The following is a 15,222-nucleotide window of genomic DNA, read 5'->3' on the forward strand; positions in this document are numbered from 1 at the left end:
TTGTTCTGTCGCAGTGAAGGTTAAGCGTTTCTCAGCGAAGGTTGAGTGATCGATCACGGCGGTCCCGTTCTTTGATGCGCAGGTAGGAACGTCTCTTGCGGCAGGCGGCTGAGCACGTCAGACGTAGTCGATTACCGCGGCCCGGTTCGAGGGGGCCGGCGCATTGGGCGCATGTTGTGGGCTGCTGCCTGGGGGTGCCGAATCGCCGGCGGCGGTAGGCGGTGTGGCAGCAGCGGTCCGAGCACCAGCGGCGTCGGCCAGGTCCGAGCGGAGCGTCGCAGACGCCGCAGGCTGGTTCCCGGGAGGTCCGGGCCTCGGCCTTTTCGCGCCGGCGCTGGCGGTATGCCTGTTGGCGACAGGCATCTGAGCACCAGCGGGGAATTGCCCCGCGGCCGGCGAAGGTCAGCTTCGTGCCGCAACTCCAGCAGGCCAGGCGGCGTTCCTCTCGCGGCTTCGGGTTTCGTCTTCTGTATGCCTTCTGCCGGCATGCCTGTGAGCAGGTCTGCCGTGCGGTGCCGCCTTGAGGCTGGAACGTGCGAGCCCCGCATTCAACACACCGAGCGCCCACGAGGATCTCCTTGAGGGAAGAGGCGTCCCGGCCGACCGCGGCGGCCAGACGCTCCCAGCTGGGCGAACCCCTTCCTGACCACGGCGGATCGACCAGGTAGTGGCGCAAGTAGGTGACCTTGAGGTGGTTGGCGGCGGCGAGGCGCTCGATGAAGGACCGGAAGCCTTCGCCGGCGATGGGCCGTATCTGTATGGGCAGACGGGCGGGTGGTGGGCTGGACGTGGTCATCTCAGGTGGGGTGGCCGATGTTGTCGTGGCTGGTGCTGGAGTGCGAGGCGGAGGAGGTGGCGTCTGAGCCGCGGATAGCGGTGGCGGAGGACGTTTCGGTGGACACCGAAGTGGAGTGCCTCACCGAGCGCCATGAGGAGATCGACCCGATCGAAGAGGCTTGGGAGTGCATGGTCGACCCGCTGCGGGAACGGTCCTGCGCGGTTCGGGTCGGTGTTGACACGTCCTGGTGCGTCGGGGAGAGCGCGTCGCAGGGCATCGACGGTGCTGTTGGTGAGCTGGGCGAGCAGGTGCAGCTCCGGAGGCCGGGCCCTGCCGCGGGGGCAGAGGACAGCGGTGAGCTCGTCCGGCGACAGGTGGTTGGCCTGTGCCAAGCGCTGTATGTAGGAGGCGATCCCTTCACCGAGGACGGGCCTGACCTGCATGGGCAGGGGAGCCAGCTTCGGGCCGGTGTTCGTGGTGGGCATCGTGCGGTGGCGGTCCTTTCCCGCTCGGCGGTTAGCGGGAGTCGGAACTGTGGTCGAGCGGGATCGCCTGCAGGCTCTGCTCGGTGATCTCTTCGCTGCCGGTGAGGATCGCGTCCAGGGCGGCGCCGCGGATCAGGTGCGAGAGCGAACCGATCATGCCACCGGTGCGGTCGTGGAGGTAGCGGTCCAGGCCGGTGAGGCTGCCGGGCTTGTGCGCGTGGAGCCGCAGAGAGTTCTCCAGGGTGGCGACCAGTCCCTGCCATTCGCTGTTGTAGGGCAGCGGGGCGGTGGGGATCAGGGTGAAGCGTCCGGCGATCTGCTGTCCGCGGGTGCCGTCGAACAGGTTGCGTTCGACGTTGATCCCGGCATAGACGAACGTCGCGGGGATGCGCTCGGAGAAGTACTTCAGCGTGTCGGCGACCTCGGCTCCGGATCTGGTCGCCAGTGAGATGTTGTGCAGTTCGTCGACGAGGACCAGGCCGACCCGGGCGTCGGTCAACACGCCGCAGACCGACTCCAGGATGTCGGTGATGTTCGAACGCGAGCGGGTGGGCAGGCCGAGGAAGCGGGCGAACTCCACCGTCACCATGCGCGGTGTGGCGGCCGGCGGGACAGTTATGTAGACGACCGGGATGCGGTCGCTCACGCCGGGATGACGGGCCCGGTCCAGGAGTTCGTGTGCGCGGCCGAGCTGGGTGATCGCGGTGGTCTTGCCGGTGCCGGCCGGGCCGGAGACGATCAGGCCGCGGCGGGCGCTGACCGCGTGCCGGTTCAGCAGCACCAGGCGGCGCCCGCAGGTGACCGTGTGCTGGACGGTCGAGGTCGCCACCACCAGCAGCCGGGTGTGGTGGTCGATCCGGTCCTCGTCGTAGCGGGTCCGTTCGGCCGGTGTGAGCTTCGCGTGGTCGGTGTCGCTCAGCAGCTCGGGTATGACGGGCTGGTCAGCGACGAAGGCCCGCCAGCCGGCGAGGGTCGTCAGGTGCTGGTCCGGCTCCTGCGGCTCGTCGGCCGACGGGTCGAGCAGGTTTTGCGGGTGTGTCATCGAGTCTTCCAGGGGTCGGCGAGCGGGTCGAACAGGCCCAGCGGGATCACCTTGGCGAGCGGTTCTTCCTCTTCCGCCCGCTGTGGCTCAGGTTCCGGTGCGGGATGTGGGGCCGGTGGCGGGGTCGGGACCGGCGGGGTCGCCTTGGTGCGGGCGGCCACCCGCTTGTCCCGGCGAGTGCGCTTCTTCGGCTTCGCCGCGGTGTCCTGGGGGCCGGCGTGGGCGCGGGTCAGCAGGGCGGCGGCCGCCTGAGCGATCTCCGCCTCGGTGCCCTCGGGCAGGCCCCGGGCGGCGTGGTCCCAGGCCAGTTCCCCGAACGGGACCGGCGTGTGACGCAGGTGCTTCCAGGTCGCTTCGATCCACTCGCCTTGGCCGTGGTGGTTGCGTACCCAGATCCGGGAGATGTCGTAGGGGTCGTAGTGGACCTCCCACAAGCCCTTCTTCTCCGTGACGCCGGAGTGCTGGCGGCGGATCAGGTCCGGGCCGTCGTAGGTGCGGCGCTTGATCCTGATGCCGTAGTCGTTCACCGCCCGCCAGGTCGACGGCAGCAGCTCGATGTAGTCCTCTGCGCTGAGCGCGACCGGGACGGAACCGCAGGCTTCCACCAGGGCGGCGTACTTCTCGTTCGGCGTGAACGACCGCCCCGGGTGCAACGGGTCGCGCAGACCGTCGTGTTCGCGGTTCTGCCACTTCGCGACCAGCCATTCGTCGAGAAGCTCCTGCAGCTCGGGCAGGGACCACAGGGGCTGCTTTTCCAGATGGCGGCCGCGGTGGTCGGTGCTGCGGCCGGTGTAACCGGCGACGAACTGGGCGAACAGCGTGCCGACGGAGTCCAGCATCTTCTCCACGTGCCCCTTCTGGAACGGGGCCGCCTTGTGGGTGGGCTGGAAGTCGATCTCCAGGAAGCGGCAGGAAGCCCGGAAGTTGCGGGAGATGAACGCCTTGCCGTGATCACAGACGATCATCTCCGGCACGATCACCGGCTTCGCCGCCGCGTGCTCCAGGCGCTCGTCGATGTCCAGCAGCCGGCGGTAGGGCAGCACCGACCTCGACATCCGCAAGGCGTCCACCCAGCCCCGGCGCATCAGCTCAGGGGTGACGGTGCGGGCCAGCAGCACGCTGGCGTCGACGGACTTGGTGGTGGGCCGCAGCACCGCCGCGGTCACCGTCCTGGTCGCGACGTCGACCATGCCGGTGAGCTCGACCTTGCCCACCACCCCGTCGTCCAGGCGGACGAGAACGTCCAGCGGGGTGGAGTCGATCTGCACCACCTCGCCCGGCGCGAACACCGTCCACTGCCCGAACGGCGCCGTCGCCCCGTGTGCTCTCGAGCGGCGGTTGCGGGCCGTTGCCGAGACGGGGTTGCCCTGCGACAGCTTGGCCAGGAGCCGATAGAGGGTCGCCTGCGACGGCAACTCGACCGGCTCGCCCGCTTCCTTCAGGATCTCGCCGGTCCGCCAGATGATGTAGGTGCCGGTGCGGGTGGAGTCGTCCTCGCCCTCCTTGATCGCCTGCCGCATGGCCTCGACCACCGCGTCATCGACCGTGCCGAACCGCGGCCTCTTGCGAACCGGCCGGCGGTCAGCCAGCCCCAGCAGGCCCTCGGCCTGGTAGCGGCGGCGGAAGTTGCCGACAGTGCTGACGCTGACCCGGTAGCCCGCCGCCGTCAACTCGGCCGCCTTGGCCCGCTCCCGCGCGGTCAGCGAGTGGCGAGCCGGGTCGTACTCGGGCCGGGGCCGGGCGTCCTCACCCGCGGTGGGGTCGATGCCGTGGAGGACTTCCAGGATGTGGCCCTCCCACCACAGAGCCTTCTCCCGCGCTCGCTGCGGAAGCGCTTCCAGCAGCGACACCGGCGGCAGCGGCATCCTCTCCGGGCTGCTGATCACCTTGAAGCTGTCATCGGCCAGCAGCATCGCAAGCGGGACCTCACGCGGCGAGCCACCCTCGTCGGACAGGATCACCGCCTGGGCGGACACCGCGAGCACTGCCCGACTCTGCCCGGTGAACCGCACCCGGTCGCCCACCCCGATCGAGGCCGGCCTCGACAGCCTGCGCATCTGGCTCTCCTCCCTGCGTGTGCCCGGCCGTGGCCGCAGCAGCGGGCCGTGCCCCCGGCCCCCATGCCCCAGCCCGCCGGCCATCCCGTTCGGCGCACGCACCACAGTGCCACTGCTGAGCAAGGCCCCGCCGAGGTCAGCACGAAGCACTCCGGTCCAAAGCAGGTGGAACAGCACGGGCAGGACCCGCAGGACGTCGCCGGCCTCCTCAGCTCCCACCCGCAGCCGGCGCGGCTGCCGGAAGATACCCATCAAGTCTTCGGCGACGTCCGCCTCACGGCCGCACCGCCGGTGCCGGTAGCGGGCCAGCCACCGCAGATTCGCCATGAGTACCGGATCCGGAACCCCGGCGTGCACGAACTCCCAGCCCACCGCCGAACAGGCCCGCTCGGTCGCGGCGAAGGCCTCTGCCGTCCGTTCGTCGACCTGGTCCTCGGCGCGGACGTCGACGACTTGGGCGCGACCGTCGGCCAACCGTACGAAGTAGTCAGGCGCGTGCCGACGCTTCGCACCGCCGTCGCGCCATTGCAACCAGAACGGCTGGGAGGCGATCCCCACCACGTCCGGGTCGAAGTCCAAAAGGATCAGCCGGTCCCGTTCCAGCCACGACTCGTAGCCCACATGATCGCCGGTGGTCACCGCGTAGTACCAGCCGGGGAAACTGCGGTCGCCCTTGTTCCACCGGAACCCGCGTACCGGCGGCACCGCCTCGAACCTGACGTTCCATCCGGCACCCAACGCGGTGCGGCGGCGCTGTCCGCCGTCCAAGAAGTCCAGGTCAAAGGCGCTGAGCACGGGGTCGCCGTACGCGCGTACCGGTTCCCCCACCGTCTCCCCAGACAGTCAGCCCTAAACGATCACTCAACCTTCGGTGAGAAAACCTATCGGTCACCAACCTTCGATGACAACGCTCAACCTTCGCTGCGAGAGATCACCCCCACTCCGGACGCACGCATGTCAGACCTCAAGCCGTACGGGTTTTGTACGGCAACCGTACGCGTCACGTACGGTTCTGGGGTAGAATGTGGGTCAGGAGGTGTTTCATGTCCGAGTTGTTCGACGCGGTCGACGCGCTGGTCGCGTCCCGTGCTCCGCTGCCGCCGGCGGCGGAGCGCAAGCGGCTGCGCCAGGCGCACGGCCTGACGCTGGACCAGGTGGCCGCCGCGCTGAAGGTGCGCCGGGCGACGGTGTCCGGCTGGGAGTCCGCCAGGAAACCGACCGAGCCTCGCGGCCCGGAACGTGAGGCGTACGCGCGGCTGTTGAACAAGCTCGCAGAGATCTACCCCGCCCCGGCCGCCGACACCGCTGCCCTTGATGAGGGCACGACGGTGCCGGTGCCCGAGACGTTCACCGGCCAGTCGGCCGCCGTCGCGCCCTCGCCGACGGCGTCGGAGACGTCTACCAGCCCGATCGCGCCCGAGGCGGCGACGGCCACGCCAGTGGAGGCTCCCTTCACCCCGGCCGTGCCGGAGCGCCCTGCCGCCCGCCGCCCGGTGACGTCGTCACGGCGCCCGGCAGCAAAGAAGGCCGTGAAGCCCGCCGCCGACCCGCGGTTCCCGCACGGTCCGCTCGCCGTGCTGGACGGCGACGGCTCCGCGTACGGCGTCGACGGCATCGTGCTCGACTGCCCGGCCACCACGGTGCCGGAGCTGGTGGAGTGGACGCTGCGCGAGTCGGGCCTCGGTGCGCCGAAGCTCAACCGCTACGGCAAGGAAAGCGACCCGCTGATCGTGCTCACCGCCGCGGCCGCCGTGAAGCTCGGGCTGCCGGAGCGCCTGGAGGGTCACGAGCAGCGCCGCTCCCTGCGCCTCCCGGAGGACCACCCGGTCGTCAAGCAGGTAGTGAAGGCGAAGTGGCAGCTCACGCAGCGCGGGTTCGGACCGTGGGCGCGGATCTACCGCAAGGCCCAGGGCCGCGACCGGCAGTGCGTGCAGCTCGCGATCCTGTCCTGGGACGCCCTCGATGAGCGGTCCTGGCCCGGCGTCGCGGAGATGGAACCGGCCGACATCGCCCGCGTCCTCGGTGTCTACGCCCAGCGGGTCATCACCCCACGAGGCTCCACCGCCGTCTCCGGCCTGGAGCTGATGACGGCGCTGCGCCCGCCCACCCGGCCGGTGCAGGATCCGGAGACCGGGAACTGGGTGTCCGGCCCCAACCCCGGCTCGCTGGGGACGGAGCCGATGGACCCGGCGCCGCCGGAGGCCACCCCCGAGCACCCCGTCGTCGTGAACTCGGGCTGGACCGGCGGCTTCCTCAATGAGGAGGCGTACCAGTGGGTGCGGCCGGTCGACTTGCTCAGCGATGAGGAGTGCCTACTGCCCTTCGCGGTCGGCCTGGACCTGAACACGGCGTTCCTCGCTGCCGCGGCTCGCCTGGTCGTCGGCCTCAGCGCCCCCGACCACTTCCACGCCCCGAAGTTCAACCCGAAGATCCCCGGGAGCTGGCTGGTCGACCTCTCCCACATCGAGCTGGACCCGCGCCTGCCCAGCCCGTTCACCCCGGACGGCAGCCGTCCGACGAGCCCGGCCTGGTACCAGACGCATACCGTCGCCTACGCCCAGGAACTCGGCTACGACGTCCAGCCGATCGAGGCGTACCTGCGCCGGGAGACCGGCGCGTACCTGGACCCGTGGCACGACCGGCTCAAGAACGCCTACGTCGACACCCTCGCCGACCTCGGCGTCACCCGGGACCTGTCCGATGCGGAGTTCCTCGCCGCGATGGAGCGCCACAAGCAGGTCGACCCGGCCCTGGCCGCCGTACTCTCCGCGATCAAGGCGACCGTGAAGGGCGGCGTGGGGAAGCTCCGCGAGCGCCCGCAGGGCCGCCACTACAAGGAAGGGGAGCGGTGGCCGGCCCTGGAGCGCCCGACCTGGCGCCCCGACATCCGGGCCGCCGTCATCAGCAAGGCCCGGGTCAACATGCACCGCAAGCTCAATAACATGGCGAAGATGACGGGCCTGTACCCGCTGGCCGTGCTCTCCGACTGCGTCGTCTACCCCTCGCCCGGCCCAAGCCCGCTCGACTTCCTGCCGTACGCTGCCTCTGGCAAGCCCCAGCCGGGAGGCTTCCGCCTCGGGCCGACGCCGGGCCTGGCGAAGGTGGAGGGAGTGCAGGAACTTTCGTGGGCAGTCGACTTGATGGAGCAGGGCTACAACCCCGCCCGGCACATCAAGGGCGACGGCCACGATGCCGTGTTCGATGAGGGCGAGTAGCCCGGTGGCCACCGACACCGGCACGCCGTCGCTGGAGGCCGGCGCGGAGCTGGAGCGGACGCTGGACCGCCTGGAAGCGCGCATGAGGTCCCTGCAGTTCTCCCTGCGCGCCCACCGCGGATCGCCTCGGTTCGAACTCGGGCGGCACGACCTCCACGAGACCCGCGAGACCTGGTTCCGCCTGGTCGAGCCGGACCCCACCCCCGAAGGGAGCTGAGCAGCACCGTGGAGATCCATGCCGCGCTGGAACGCGCCGACCGGGAGGCGTTCACCAAGGATCCGCCCAAGACACTCAAGGGCCAGATCGGCTACCTCATCCGGCAGTTGGGCAGCGCGAAGGCCGTCGCCCAGGAGATCGGCGTCACCGCCGACTCCGTCAACCGCTACCGACGCGGCGCCCGCAAGCACCCCCGCGCCGACGTCGCCGCGAAGATCGACGACGCAGTGCGGACCCGCTGGCAGCCGCAGATCCGCAAGCGCCGGCAGCGCCAGGCCGCCACCACGGGCGGGATCACGGTCGAGACCCGCGCCCAGTTCGGCTACACCGCGCCCATCGGCACGACCGACGACGGAAGGTTCCGGCGCCTGACCGTGCACCTCCCCCCGGTGTACGCGCAGCGCCTGTTCGACGCCCGCGACGCCGGGGCCAGCGACCAGCAGATGCGCGAAATCGTGGCCGAGGGATTGCAGGAAATCTATTTCAAGGACGGCGGAGTGCGTGCCCAGGGCCTCGAAGTGAGCCTCAACAACATCGACTATTTCGACGTTTCCTTCTAGGAACTCACGAAGAACACAGGAGGGGAAAATACCGTGCGGCGCCGCGCCCCTCACCCAACGCCGCCGACCGCATCCGCTCCTGGTGGCTCTGACCACTTGGCCCCGCGCGGTCTGCCCCGGACGGCCTTCCTCGTGGTGTCCGTGCATGCGGCAGGAAGTTTGCGTGAAGGGGTTGTGTGTTTCAGTCATCGTGGCGCATTGTGATCACCCCATCACTCCTGCCACCTCGCAGGAGGATGCGCTCTGTCGCACCGGCTGCCGCTCGGATCCCCGCCGTCGGCCGGCGCGACACGAACGGCGAGTTGAGGAGGCACGGCCGATGACGACCGAAGACATACGACTACTCATTCTCCCCGGCGCGTTCCTGCTGATCCTCGGCATGCTGCTCGGCTCCACGCTCGCGTTCCGCTTCACACGCCGGGAGATGTGGGAACTGAGAGAGCAGCTCACAGCGCAGCGCCGCCGCCACTGAATGCCGGTACGCCATACGGCACTGGCCTCGCCGCGATGCCCGGGTCGGCGGCAGCTCTCTACCCTCCAGCCGGGTGAGTCGCTGCACCCTTGGCTCAGGGCCGTGGGCTGCTGGGGCACGTCGGTCATCTGCGCGCCTCTTTCGTATGGGACGTAGCCGTGCGGAACCTCAGGGCGATGGTTGCCGCTGCGCCAGTGCCCGGGTATCAACCGGGTTCGGCGGTCATGGAGTTGAAGGTCTCCCGCATGAGCAGGTCGGTGGCGCTGGGCTGTTCGACCAGGCTGTCGAAGAGGTCGGCAAGCAGCCAGAGCACGAAGTTGTGTGCCAGGGCTTCCTTCGGTGGGATCGTTCCGAACTGGTCGCGCCAGGCCACGGTGTTCATGCCCATGGCCGCGGCCATGAGGACGCCGGTGACCATGGGCACCTGGGCGGGGTCGGCCAGTTCGAAGCTGGGCAGCTTGCGGATCACGGCCGGGATCAGATCACTGAGCGGATCGAGGCGGTCCGCCCCTCCGCCATCCTGCTGGCCGATGATGTGCGCGGTCAGTACGCCCACCAGGAAGACCGTGCCCCGGGACACTTCGTCCCGGCCGTAGGTGACCATCGCGGCCTGGACACGCTGCTGTGCCTGCCGACGTTCCTCCTCTGACGTGCGCTTTTCTAAGATCCGGTACGAGTCCCATGCCGCGCGGACTGCCTCGTCCACGACTACGCCGTTACTGGTCATGCGCTGACCGTAGTGAGTCGGCGGAGTGCGGCGGCGGTCCTCGCACGGACCGCCCGCTCGAATCCGGCGCGGCCCGCTGTGTTTCGGCCAGACCGCTGGTCGGGGGGCTCTCGGGTCTCGCGCGTCAATTTCGGGTAGTACCGTGCTGGTCACTGTATGTGCTGCCAGGGTGGGGGGAGTGGCGTGCGGTTTCCACCGTTCGATGACTGCGGGACGCTGAAGACGATCGAGTTGGAGGCGCTGCGGTCGTTGCACGGAGCGTTTCTTACGGCGCGGTACGAGTGGCAGTCGGCGGTCGCGATCTGGGACCGCCTCGCCACCGCTCGCGACGTGGCCGATCTGCGTGCAACGGAGCGGTCGCCGTTCCGGTACTACGAGGAAGCCGTCCACGAGATCGCAAGCGGCGCCTCCGACTACGAGCGGCACACGGCGCTGGCCGCCTGGCGGTACGCGGCCTCGGCTGCCGTCCTGGGCGTCACCGTGCTGGAGCGCGTGGCCCAAGCGAAACCGCCGCTGACGGCCTCCACTGTGGAAGAGCTGTGCCAGGAGCCGACCCTTGGCCGGTTGCGTGAGGCGTTGTCGGTGCCGGCAGCCGACTTCCTGCCCGACCGCGAGCGCAGTTTCCGTGACGAGCGGAAGGAAATGACGGAGCGGTGGGCCCATCTGCGCGACGGCGTGGACACCGCGATCGAGCTCGTTGTCGAGATCGCCGAAGATGAGGGAGCGGCCCACCCCAAGACGAAGGAAGAGGCGGCGGGCTGCTTGATGACCGAGCACAGCCCGCCCCACACGGATCCGGTGTACCTGGGAATCCTGGAACCGCTGTTCGTGGTGGCGGAGGAGGTTCCGTACGGGATCAGCCGGGTCATCAAGGGCTGTTGACGCCGATGGCTGATCATCCTCTCGCGCTGGCCGCGAGCCGACCGCCGGTGCCGGCGAACGCATGGTCCGCCGCGGTGACGTCGCGGCCGGTGAGATGGGCGGCCGCGTCCAGCGAGGCGGACAAGGGCCGACGGGTGGCAGTGCTGAACTGGTAGGGCGTGTCCGTGGTGATGTACTTGTCAGCCGAGGCGGCAGCGCGCCCGGGGTTCTTTCGGTAGGGGCTGGTTGCTGGCGTCTCCCGACGCCACTGCTCTACCGCATGACCCCACCGTGCTTCAGCATCGGGCGCGTTCATGCGGAGGGCCTCTGCGATCGTCTCCCAGCTGGCCCCACGGACCCGCTCGGCGATCACGGCTTGCCTCAACACCGAATCGAGCGGGTGGAGGGTTTTCGCCCGACGTGCATAGTCGCCGGCCTGCGCCAGGTCCTCGCCTACCGTCTGCGCGTACTGGCCGAGGGCGGTCGCGGCGGATTCGATCGCAGACACCAGCTCGATCCTGGCGATGTCGGATTCGGTGAAGCTGTCGGCCGGCAACTCACGCGGGTCCACTTGGACGGTAACCATCTCGCTACTCATGGTGAGGATCGTATGGGCGTGCTTGAGCACTCGCAGCCGCCTGTCACCCGTGAGGCTCACAGGCCATATCGCCTTGGACCTCTAGTCCGCCGACCCGTCTGCCTGGAGGGCTACCGCGTCGGCGGACTGCCTCTCGCGACGCTTGGCGCGGGTGCCGTTTCCGGTCCTGTCCTGAGCCTCCCAGTCGGGTTCCGGCCCTGGATCCTTCGCCGGCACCTTCGTCACCTGCAGACCAGCCGCCTTTCCGCGGGTGTGCTGACTGGTGTCGCAGGTCAACAGCCGCACAGGGCGCCCTGCGAGGGACTGGATCGCCACCGCCCGGTCAATGATCTCGTCATCGGCGAGGGGCAGCCGCACGTGCCCGGGCGGGTCCAGGACGATCTCCAGGCTGATCTGGCCGCGGACTTCGTCCTGGGTGAGGCGAGGCCGGCGCAGAATCCCGGACAGGGACCCGTTCAGCGTGCCGTCCAGAAGTCCCAGTGTGTGGCCCGCTCGCCATCGCGGCCGGTGCTTGCCCGCCTCCTTCAGGCCGTCCAGCTCGTCGACCACGGCGATCGGGAACAGCAACCGGATGTGCTCGCCGGACGGCAGACCCAGCACCTGGTGCAGGTCGACGTCTTCCAGCTTGTCGGGGTTCTGGATGTAGAAGCTGGAGTCGGCGACCACGAACCACTCCGGTCCGTCCCAGCGGGTCATCAGCGACCGCAGCAGGTCTATCGCCGCTTCGAGGGTCTCGACGCGCTCCGCCAGTTCCTGGTCCACCAGCAGGTTCACAAGACGCTGCTGCTCCGTGCCCGCGAGGTGCCCGACGCCGTCCAGGAGCGTGTCGTGACGCTTCGTCAGGACCAGGGCGGTGAGGTCTTCGGCGCTGACCTGGTTCCGCAGCTGCTGGGCTGAGCGCAGGGCCCACTCCAGATAGCTGAGCAGCCGGTGGTAGGCGCTGGAATGACCGGCGCCGCGTTCGTTGGATGCTGCTGTGTGTACGGTCCGCAGCGCATCGAGGAGGTTCTGCCGGTCCGTTCCCGGGCGGGGCGTGATGAGCATGCGTGGATCCTGCCAGGGGCGGGCCACACAGGACCGCTGGTTTGCAGCAGCGGGTGGCTGGCGCCCGCTCCGCCCGCCCCTCGTTGCGGTGTCACGGGCCTGTCACGCTGTGAGGCGGAGCTCGCGCGCTGTCCTTCCGTACGCCTGGTCCGGCCCACCGGCGCGGAGGAGGATGGAGGCATGGGCGATCACGACCAGGACGACGTCGCCGAACCGGCGCAGCCGCCGCTGACGACCACGCAGGCCCGGGAGGTGACGACCAGGCTGCGCGAGGCGATGGACGACGTCCGGCGCTCCATGGCGGTGCTCGCCGCCCGGGTCCGCGACGCGCACGCCGCCCGTGTCTGGCTTCCGCTCGGCTACGGCACGTGGGAGGCGTACTGCGACGCGGAGTTCGGCATCAGCCGCGCGCAGGCGTACCGGCTTCTGGACGTCGCCCGCACCCTGGCCGCGATCCACCGCGCCGTCGACGCCGGCACCGAGACGTCTCGCACGCGAGACACCGGCCCAGCCTCCGCAGCCGTGCTCGACTACGGCCTGTCCCAGCGCGCCCTGATCGCCGTCTCCAGCCGTACGGACGACGTCACGGAGCTGATCACCCGCCGCCTCGCCACGCTCGCCCACAGCGGCCTGCAAGCCCTCGACGCGGCTACGGTGCGCGCGGTGGTCCGCCAGGCCGTACGCGACGTCCGCACCGCCCCACCTCCACCAACCGCCGGTCCGACGGAGGATCCCGCGCTCGCCGAACTCCGCCGCGTCGTCGACGAACTCGCCGCCAGCACCTACGCGATCGGGGAGCTGATGCTCGAAGTCGCGCCGGCCTACCTGTCCGACGGCGACGCGGCCGACGTCCTGGCGCTGCTGTGCGCGGAGATCGGCTTGCCCCTCGAGCATGGCTTCGCCGCCCGCCGCTACGCGATGTCCGGCGACCGCCGCGCCCTGCACGGCACCGTGCTGTAACCGCTGCTGCCCCACCGCTGCTGTGAGGCACATACCCCGTTTCCCCTGGTGGACAGGGTGCGCTGTGAGGCTGTCAGGTGTGAGGCGAGGGCCTGCGCCGGGGACCTGGTGCTCCTGGTGGTGGTCGTCGGATGGCAGCAGCGTGGCGTCGTGGATGCAGCGCAGCATTTGCATGGGCCCGCGTAGCACAAGGCTGCTGCACGGGTCGGAGGCCGGCCCCGGGCGGTACAGCGGGCGACCGCCGGTTTGTTCTGCTGCTCCAAACGATCCGGTGTAGCTGGTGCTACCGGCGTGCTGCTCCGTCCCGGCCGGGAACGACGACGGCGCCCTCCCGGACGGGGGGCGCCGTGGTGGTGCAGCGGTTCAGCCGGCTAGCCGGAGGGTGGGCCGGGCCTCAGGGGCCGGGGCGTCCTCGCCGCCGTCAGGGTCGGGGTCGAAGTCTGTGCCGGTGCGGGCGTCTCGGGCCCGCGGGGGCCGGATGTCGCCGGTGGGGAAGTTCAGCGGCCACACGAACGTGTCGGGGTCCTTGAGGTGGTTGACCATGTGGGACAGCGACTCGTAGCCGGCCAGGAGCGGGTGGATGAGCACCGTGCCCTTGCGCTGCCGCTCGCTCAGGATGCCCTTATCCCGCAGCTGGCCGATCGCGCGGGAGACGACGGACTGGGTCAGCCCGAGGCGTTCGGCGATGTCCTGCTGCCGGATTTTGACCAGGCCCCCGGGCTCCTGGCGGGCCGTGAGGACATCGAACACGTCGCGCGCCGTCGGCGACAGGCACGCGTTCGGCAGGACCTCGAAGATCTCCGGGTTGTGGAAACCAGGGACGGAGACGGCGTCGTCGCTCATCGCGTGGCCTCGTTCCTCACAGTCGGGATGGTGATCGGGTGCGCGAGCAGCGTCTTCTCGAGTGACTTCACCAGCCGTCGCTGCTTCGTGCTGTTCCACCGGTAAGCGTAGAGCGGGTTAAGGCGGTACAGCCCGCGCTGCTCCTTCCACGCGAAGTTGTGGCGGCTCAGCTGCCCGATCGCCCGGGAGACCTTCGACTGTGAGCAGCCGAACTTCGTCGCCAGCGAGCTCTGGGTCATCTTCACCAGGGCCTGGGCGTCGTGGTTGGTCGTCATGTGGTCCAGCACGTCGCGCGACATCGCCGACAGTTTGAACTTCCAGAGGTTCTCCTGGATCACCCAGGACAAGCTCAGGTGCTGCGGACCGTAGAAGACGTACGGCTTGACCTCGGGGTTCGTCGAGAAGGTGCCGCCCTTCTTGGCGAGCTTCTCGAACCGCCGCATCAGGTCCTGGGCGGACTCCATGCCGTTGACGACATCGGCCGGAGGTGGAGCAGCGACCAGCCGCGACGCCTTCGCCGGCGCCTCCGCGCTCCGCCTCAAGGGCTGGGCCACGGGCCTCTCCTTCATGATCGTTGAGGCGCATAACATAGCAGATCTGCGATGTTATGCAGGGGATCCATGCACGGGGCGGGCGTGTCTCTGGACAGGAACGATCTATTCACCTACGTGCATGGATCTCACCGTCCGCGACCACGATCTATGCACTCTGAGTGCATGCATCGCCCGCGTTTTCGCAGGTCACAGCGTCGCCGCTATCTGATCTTTAGAGGCGCGCCCCCTGAGGCCCGCCCCGCACCCTCCAAACCGCTCCAGCAGCGGCGAAGCAGGCGGCCGGACCGGTGAGGTCGCCGATCCATCCCCCAGCGGCCCGGCAGCTGCTGCGCGTCGGCCCCGTCCGGGGGCTGAGGCGGCTTCGCGTGCGGCTCCGTGGAGCGAGTGCGGACCGTAGGCGGCACCAGCGGCTCTGAGTCTCGGGTGGTACCGGCCGTGACGATCAAAAGCAAAGGAGCGTGGCCGGTGCCGGCGGGTGGTTCCGCCGCCCGGCCTAGCGGCCGTTCGGCTCCTGTACCTCCGCACGCCGAATTCCAGCATTCCCATATCGAAGCTTCCGTTCTACGGCTGAGCGATTTACGGCCGCGCAATTCTGAATTTAACCGGTAGTTATTGGCGCGGGCGGAGGGGGGCGGCAAGGACCCAAATGCTACACAGGCAGGCACAGTGATGCATCACCCTTGTTATAGGTTCGCGCGCTCGGGTGATGCATCGACGGATTCCGTCCCACGGTAGCGGGTTAGGTGTGTATGCTGGCAGGGTATTCATGACGTGAGCGGTCGGTTTCGGGAGTTGAGGAGGGGTCAGGG

At 69.3% G+C, this 15,222-nt stretch carries 14 protein-coding genes and 1 pseudogene; 6 read left to right on the forward strand and 9 right to left on the reverse strand.

The window, feature by feature from the left end:
* Positions 1 to 792: 792 nt before the first annotated feature.
* The 4 genes and pseudogenes from M878_RS91870 to M878_RS000000100940 all read right to left on the reverse strand — a co-directional run.
* Entirely contained in the window at positions 793 to 1,263 is a 471-nt protein-coding gene (locus M878_RS91870; RefSeq protein ID WP_023544056.1) for a TniQ family protein, read from the reverse strand.
* 31 nt (positions 1,264 to 1,294) lie between these two features.
* On the reverse strand, positions 1,295 to 2,305 hold the full coding sequence (locus M878_RS91875) for a TniB family NTP-binding protein (protein ID WP_023544055.1): 1,011 nt from the start codon (positions 2,303 to 2,305) through the stop codon (positions 1,295 to 1,297).
* Entirely contained in the window at positions 2,302 to 4,362 is a 2,061-nt protein-coding gene (locus M878_RS50715) for a Mu transposase C-terminal domain-containing protein (protein WP_031223477.1), read from the reverse strand. Before M878_RS50715 ends, M878_RS91875 begins: the two co-directional genes overlap by 4 nt.
* 108 nt (positions 4,363 to 4,470) lie before the next feature.
* Positions 4,471 to 5,190, reverse strand: a pseudogene (locus tag M878_RS000000100940) (TnsA-like heteromeric transposase endonuclease subunit); the annotation flags it as partial.
* 215 nt (positions 5,191 to 5,405) lie between these two features.
* Here M878_RS000000100940 and tap point away from each other — a divergent pair.
* The 4 genes from tap to M878_RS98155 all read left to right on the forward strand — a co-directional run bounded on the left by tap (position 5,406) and on the right by M878_RS98155 (position 8,826).
* Positions 5,406 to 7,577 carry a telomere-associated protein Tap gene (gene tap, locus M878_RS91880; RefSeq protein ID WP_023544053.1) on the forward strand — a complete coding sequence of 724 codons (2,172 nt, stop codon included), beginning with the start codon at positions 5,406 to 5,408 and terminating at the stop codon, positions 7,575 to 7,577.
* Complete coding sequence (locus tag M878_RS91885; RefSeq protein WP_158692593.1) at positions 7,564 to 7,794, forward strand: hypothetical protein; 231 nt, start codon at positions 7,564 to 7,566, stop codon at positions 7,792 to 7,794. Before tap ends, M878_RS91885 begins: the two co-directional genes overlap by 14 nt.
* Positions 7,795 to 7,802: 8 nt before the next feature.
* Positions 7,803 to 8,354: a telomere-protecting terminal protein Tpg gene (tpg, locus tag M878_RS91890; RefSeq protein ID WP_023544051.1), complete on the forward strand. Its 552-nt coding sequence runs from the start codon at positions 7,803 to 7,805 to the stop codon at positions 8,352 to 8,354.
* A 319-nt stretch (positions 8,355 to 8,673) separates the two neighbouring features.
* Entirely contained in the window at positions 8,674 to 8,826 is a 153-nt protein-coding gene (locus tag M878_RS98155) for a hypothetical protein (protein ID WP_023544050.1), read from the forward strand.
* Positions 8,827 to 9,031: 205 nt separating this feature from the next.
* On the opposite strand, the gene M878_RS91895 is transcribed toward M878_RS98155, so the two are convergent.
* A complete protein-coding gene (locus M878_RS91895) occupies positions 9,032 to 9,553 on the reverse strand; it encodes a hypothetical protein (RefSeq protein WP_158692592.1) in 522 nt (173 codons plus the stop codon).
* A 183-nt stretch (positions 9,554 to 9,736) separates the two neighbouring features.
* On the opposite strand from M878_RS91895, the gene M878_RS91900 reads away from it, so the two are divergent.
* Positions 9,737 to 10,435: a hypothetical protein gene (locus M878_RS91900; RefSeq protein WP_023544048.1), complete on the forward strand. Its 699-nt coding sequence runs from the start codon at positions 9,737 to 9,739 to the stop codon at positions 10,433 to 10,435.
* A gap of 13 nt (positions 10,436 to 10,448) precedes the next feature.
* Here M878_RS91900 and M878_RS91905 read toward each other — a convergent pair whose 3' ends face one another.
* Positions 10,449 to 11,012 carry a hypothetical protein gene (locus M878_RS91905; protein ID WP_158692591.1) on the reverse strand — a complete coding sequence of 188 codons (564 nt, stop codon included), beginning with the start codon at positions 11,010 to 11,012 and terminating at the stop codon, positions 10,449 to 10,451.
* Between the two features lie 81 nt (positions 11,013 to 11,093).
* Positions 11,094 to 12,056: a PIN domain-containing protein gene (locus M878_RS91910; protein ID WP_023544046.1), complete on the reverse strand. Its 963-nt coding sequence runs from the start codon at positions 12,054 to 12,056 to the stop codon at positions 11,094 to 11,096.
* Between the two features lie 180 nt (positions 12,057 to 12,236).
* On the opposite strand from M878_RS91910, the gene M878_RS95855 reads away from it, so the two are divergent.
* A complete protein-coding gene (locus M878_RS95855; RefSeq protein WP_023544045.1) occupies positions 12,237 to 13,016 on the forward strand; it encodes a hypothetical protein in 780 nt (259 codons plus the stop codon).
* 363 nt (positions 13,017 to 13,379) lie between these two features.
* Here the strand turns inward: M878_RS95855 and M878_RS91915 are convergent, their stop codons facing one another.
* Positions 13,380 to 13,859, reverse strand: a complete 480-nt coding sequence (locus M878_RS91915; protein WP_023544044.1) for a helix-turn-helix domain-containing protein — start codon at positions 13,857 to 13,859, stop codon at positions 13,380 to 13,382.
* Positions 13,856 to 14,413: a hypothetical protein gene (locus M878_RS91920; protein ID WP_023544043.1), complete on the reverse strand. Its 558-nt coding sequence runs from the start codon at positions 14,411 to 14,413 to the stop codon at positions 13,856 to 13,858. Before M878_RS91920 ends, M878_RS91915 begins: the two co-directional genes overlap by 4 nt.
* Positions 14,414 to 15,222: the final 809 nt, after the last annotated feature.

Origin of the sequence: Streptomyces roseochromogenus subsp. oscitans DS 12.976 (genome assembly GCF_000497445.1) — a bacterium.
GTDB lineage: Bacteria > Actinomycetota > Actinomycetes > Streptomycetales > Streptomycetaceae > Streptomyces > Streptomyces oscitans.

Coding starts and splice junctions, on each gene's coding strand:
- M878_RS91875 (WP_023544055.1), bottom strand. CDS start 2,305: ATGACACACCCGCAAAACCTGCTCGACCCGTCGGCCGACGAGCCGCAG.
- M878_RS91915 (WP_023544044.1), bottom strand. CDS start 13,859: ATGAGCGACGACGCCGTCTCCGTCCCTGGTTTCCACAACCCGGAGATC.
- tap (WP_023544053.1), top strand. CDS start 5,406: ATGTCCGAGTTGTTCGACGCGGTCGACGCGCTGGTCGCGTCCCGTGCT.
- M878_RS91895 (WP_158692592.1), bottom strand. CDS start 9,553: ATGACCAGTAACGGCGTAGTCGTGGACGAGGCAGTCCGCGCGGCATGG.
- M878_RS91910 (WP_023544046.1), bottom strand. CDS start 12,056: ATGCTCATCACGCCCCGCCCGGGAACGGACCGGCAGAACCTCCTCGAT.
- M878_RS95855 (WP_023544045.1), top strand. CDS start 12,237: ATGGGCGATCACGACCAGGACGACGTCGCCGAACCGGCGCAGCCGCCG.
- M878_RS98155 (WP_023544050.1), top strand. CDS start 8,674: ATGACGACCGAAGACATACGACTACTCATTCTCCCCGGCGCGTTCCTG.
- M878_RS91870 (WP_023544056.1), bottom strand. CDS start 1,263: ATGCCCACCACGAACACCGGCCCGAAGCTGGCTCCCCTGCCCATGCAG.
- M878_RS50715 (WP_031223477.1), bottom strand. CDS start 4,362: ATGCGCAGGCTGTCGAGGCCGGCCTCGATCGGGGTGGGCGACCGGGTG.
- M878_RS91905 (WP_158692591.1), bottom strand. CDS start 11,012: ATGAGTAGCGAGATGGTTACCGTCCAAGTGGACCCGCGTGAGTTGCCG.
- M878_RS91885 (WP_158692593.1), top strand. CDS start 7,564: ATGAGGGCGAGTAGCCCGGTGGCCACCGACACCGGCACGCCGTCGCTG.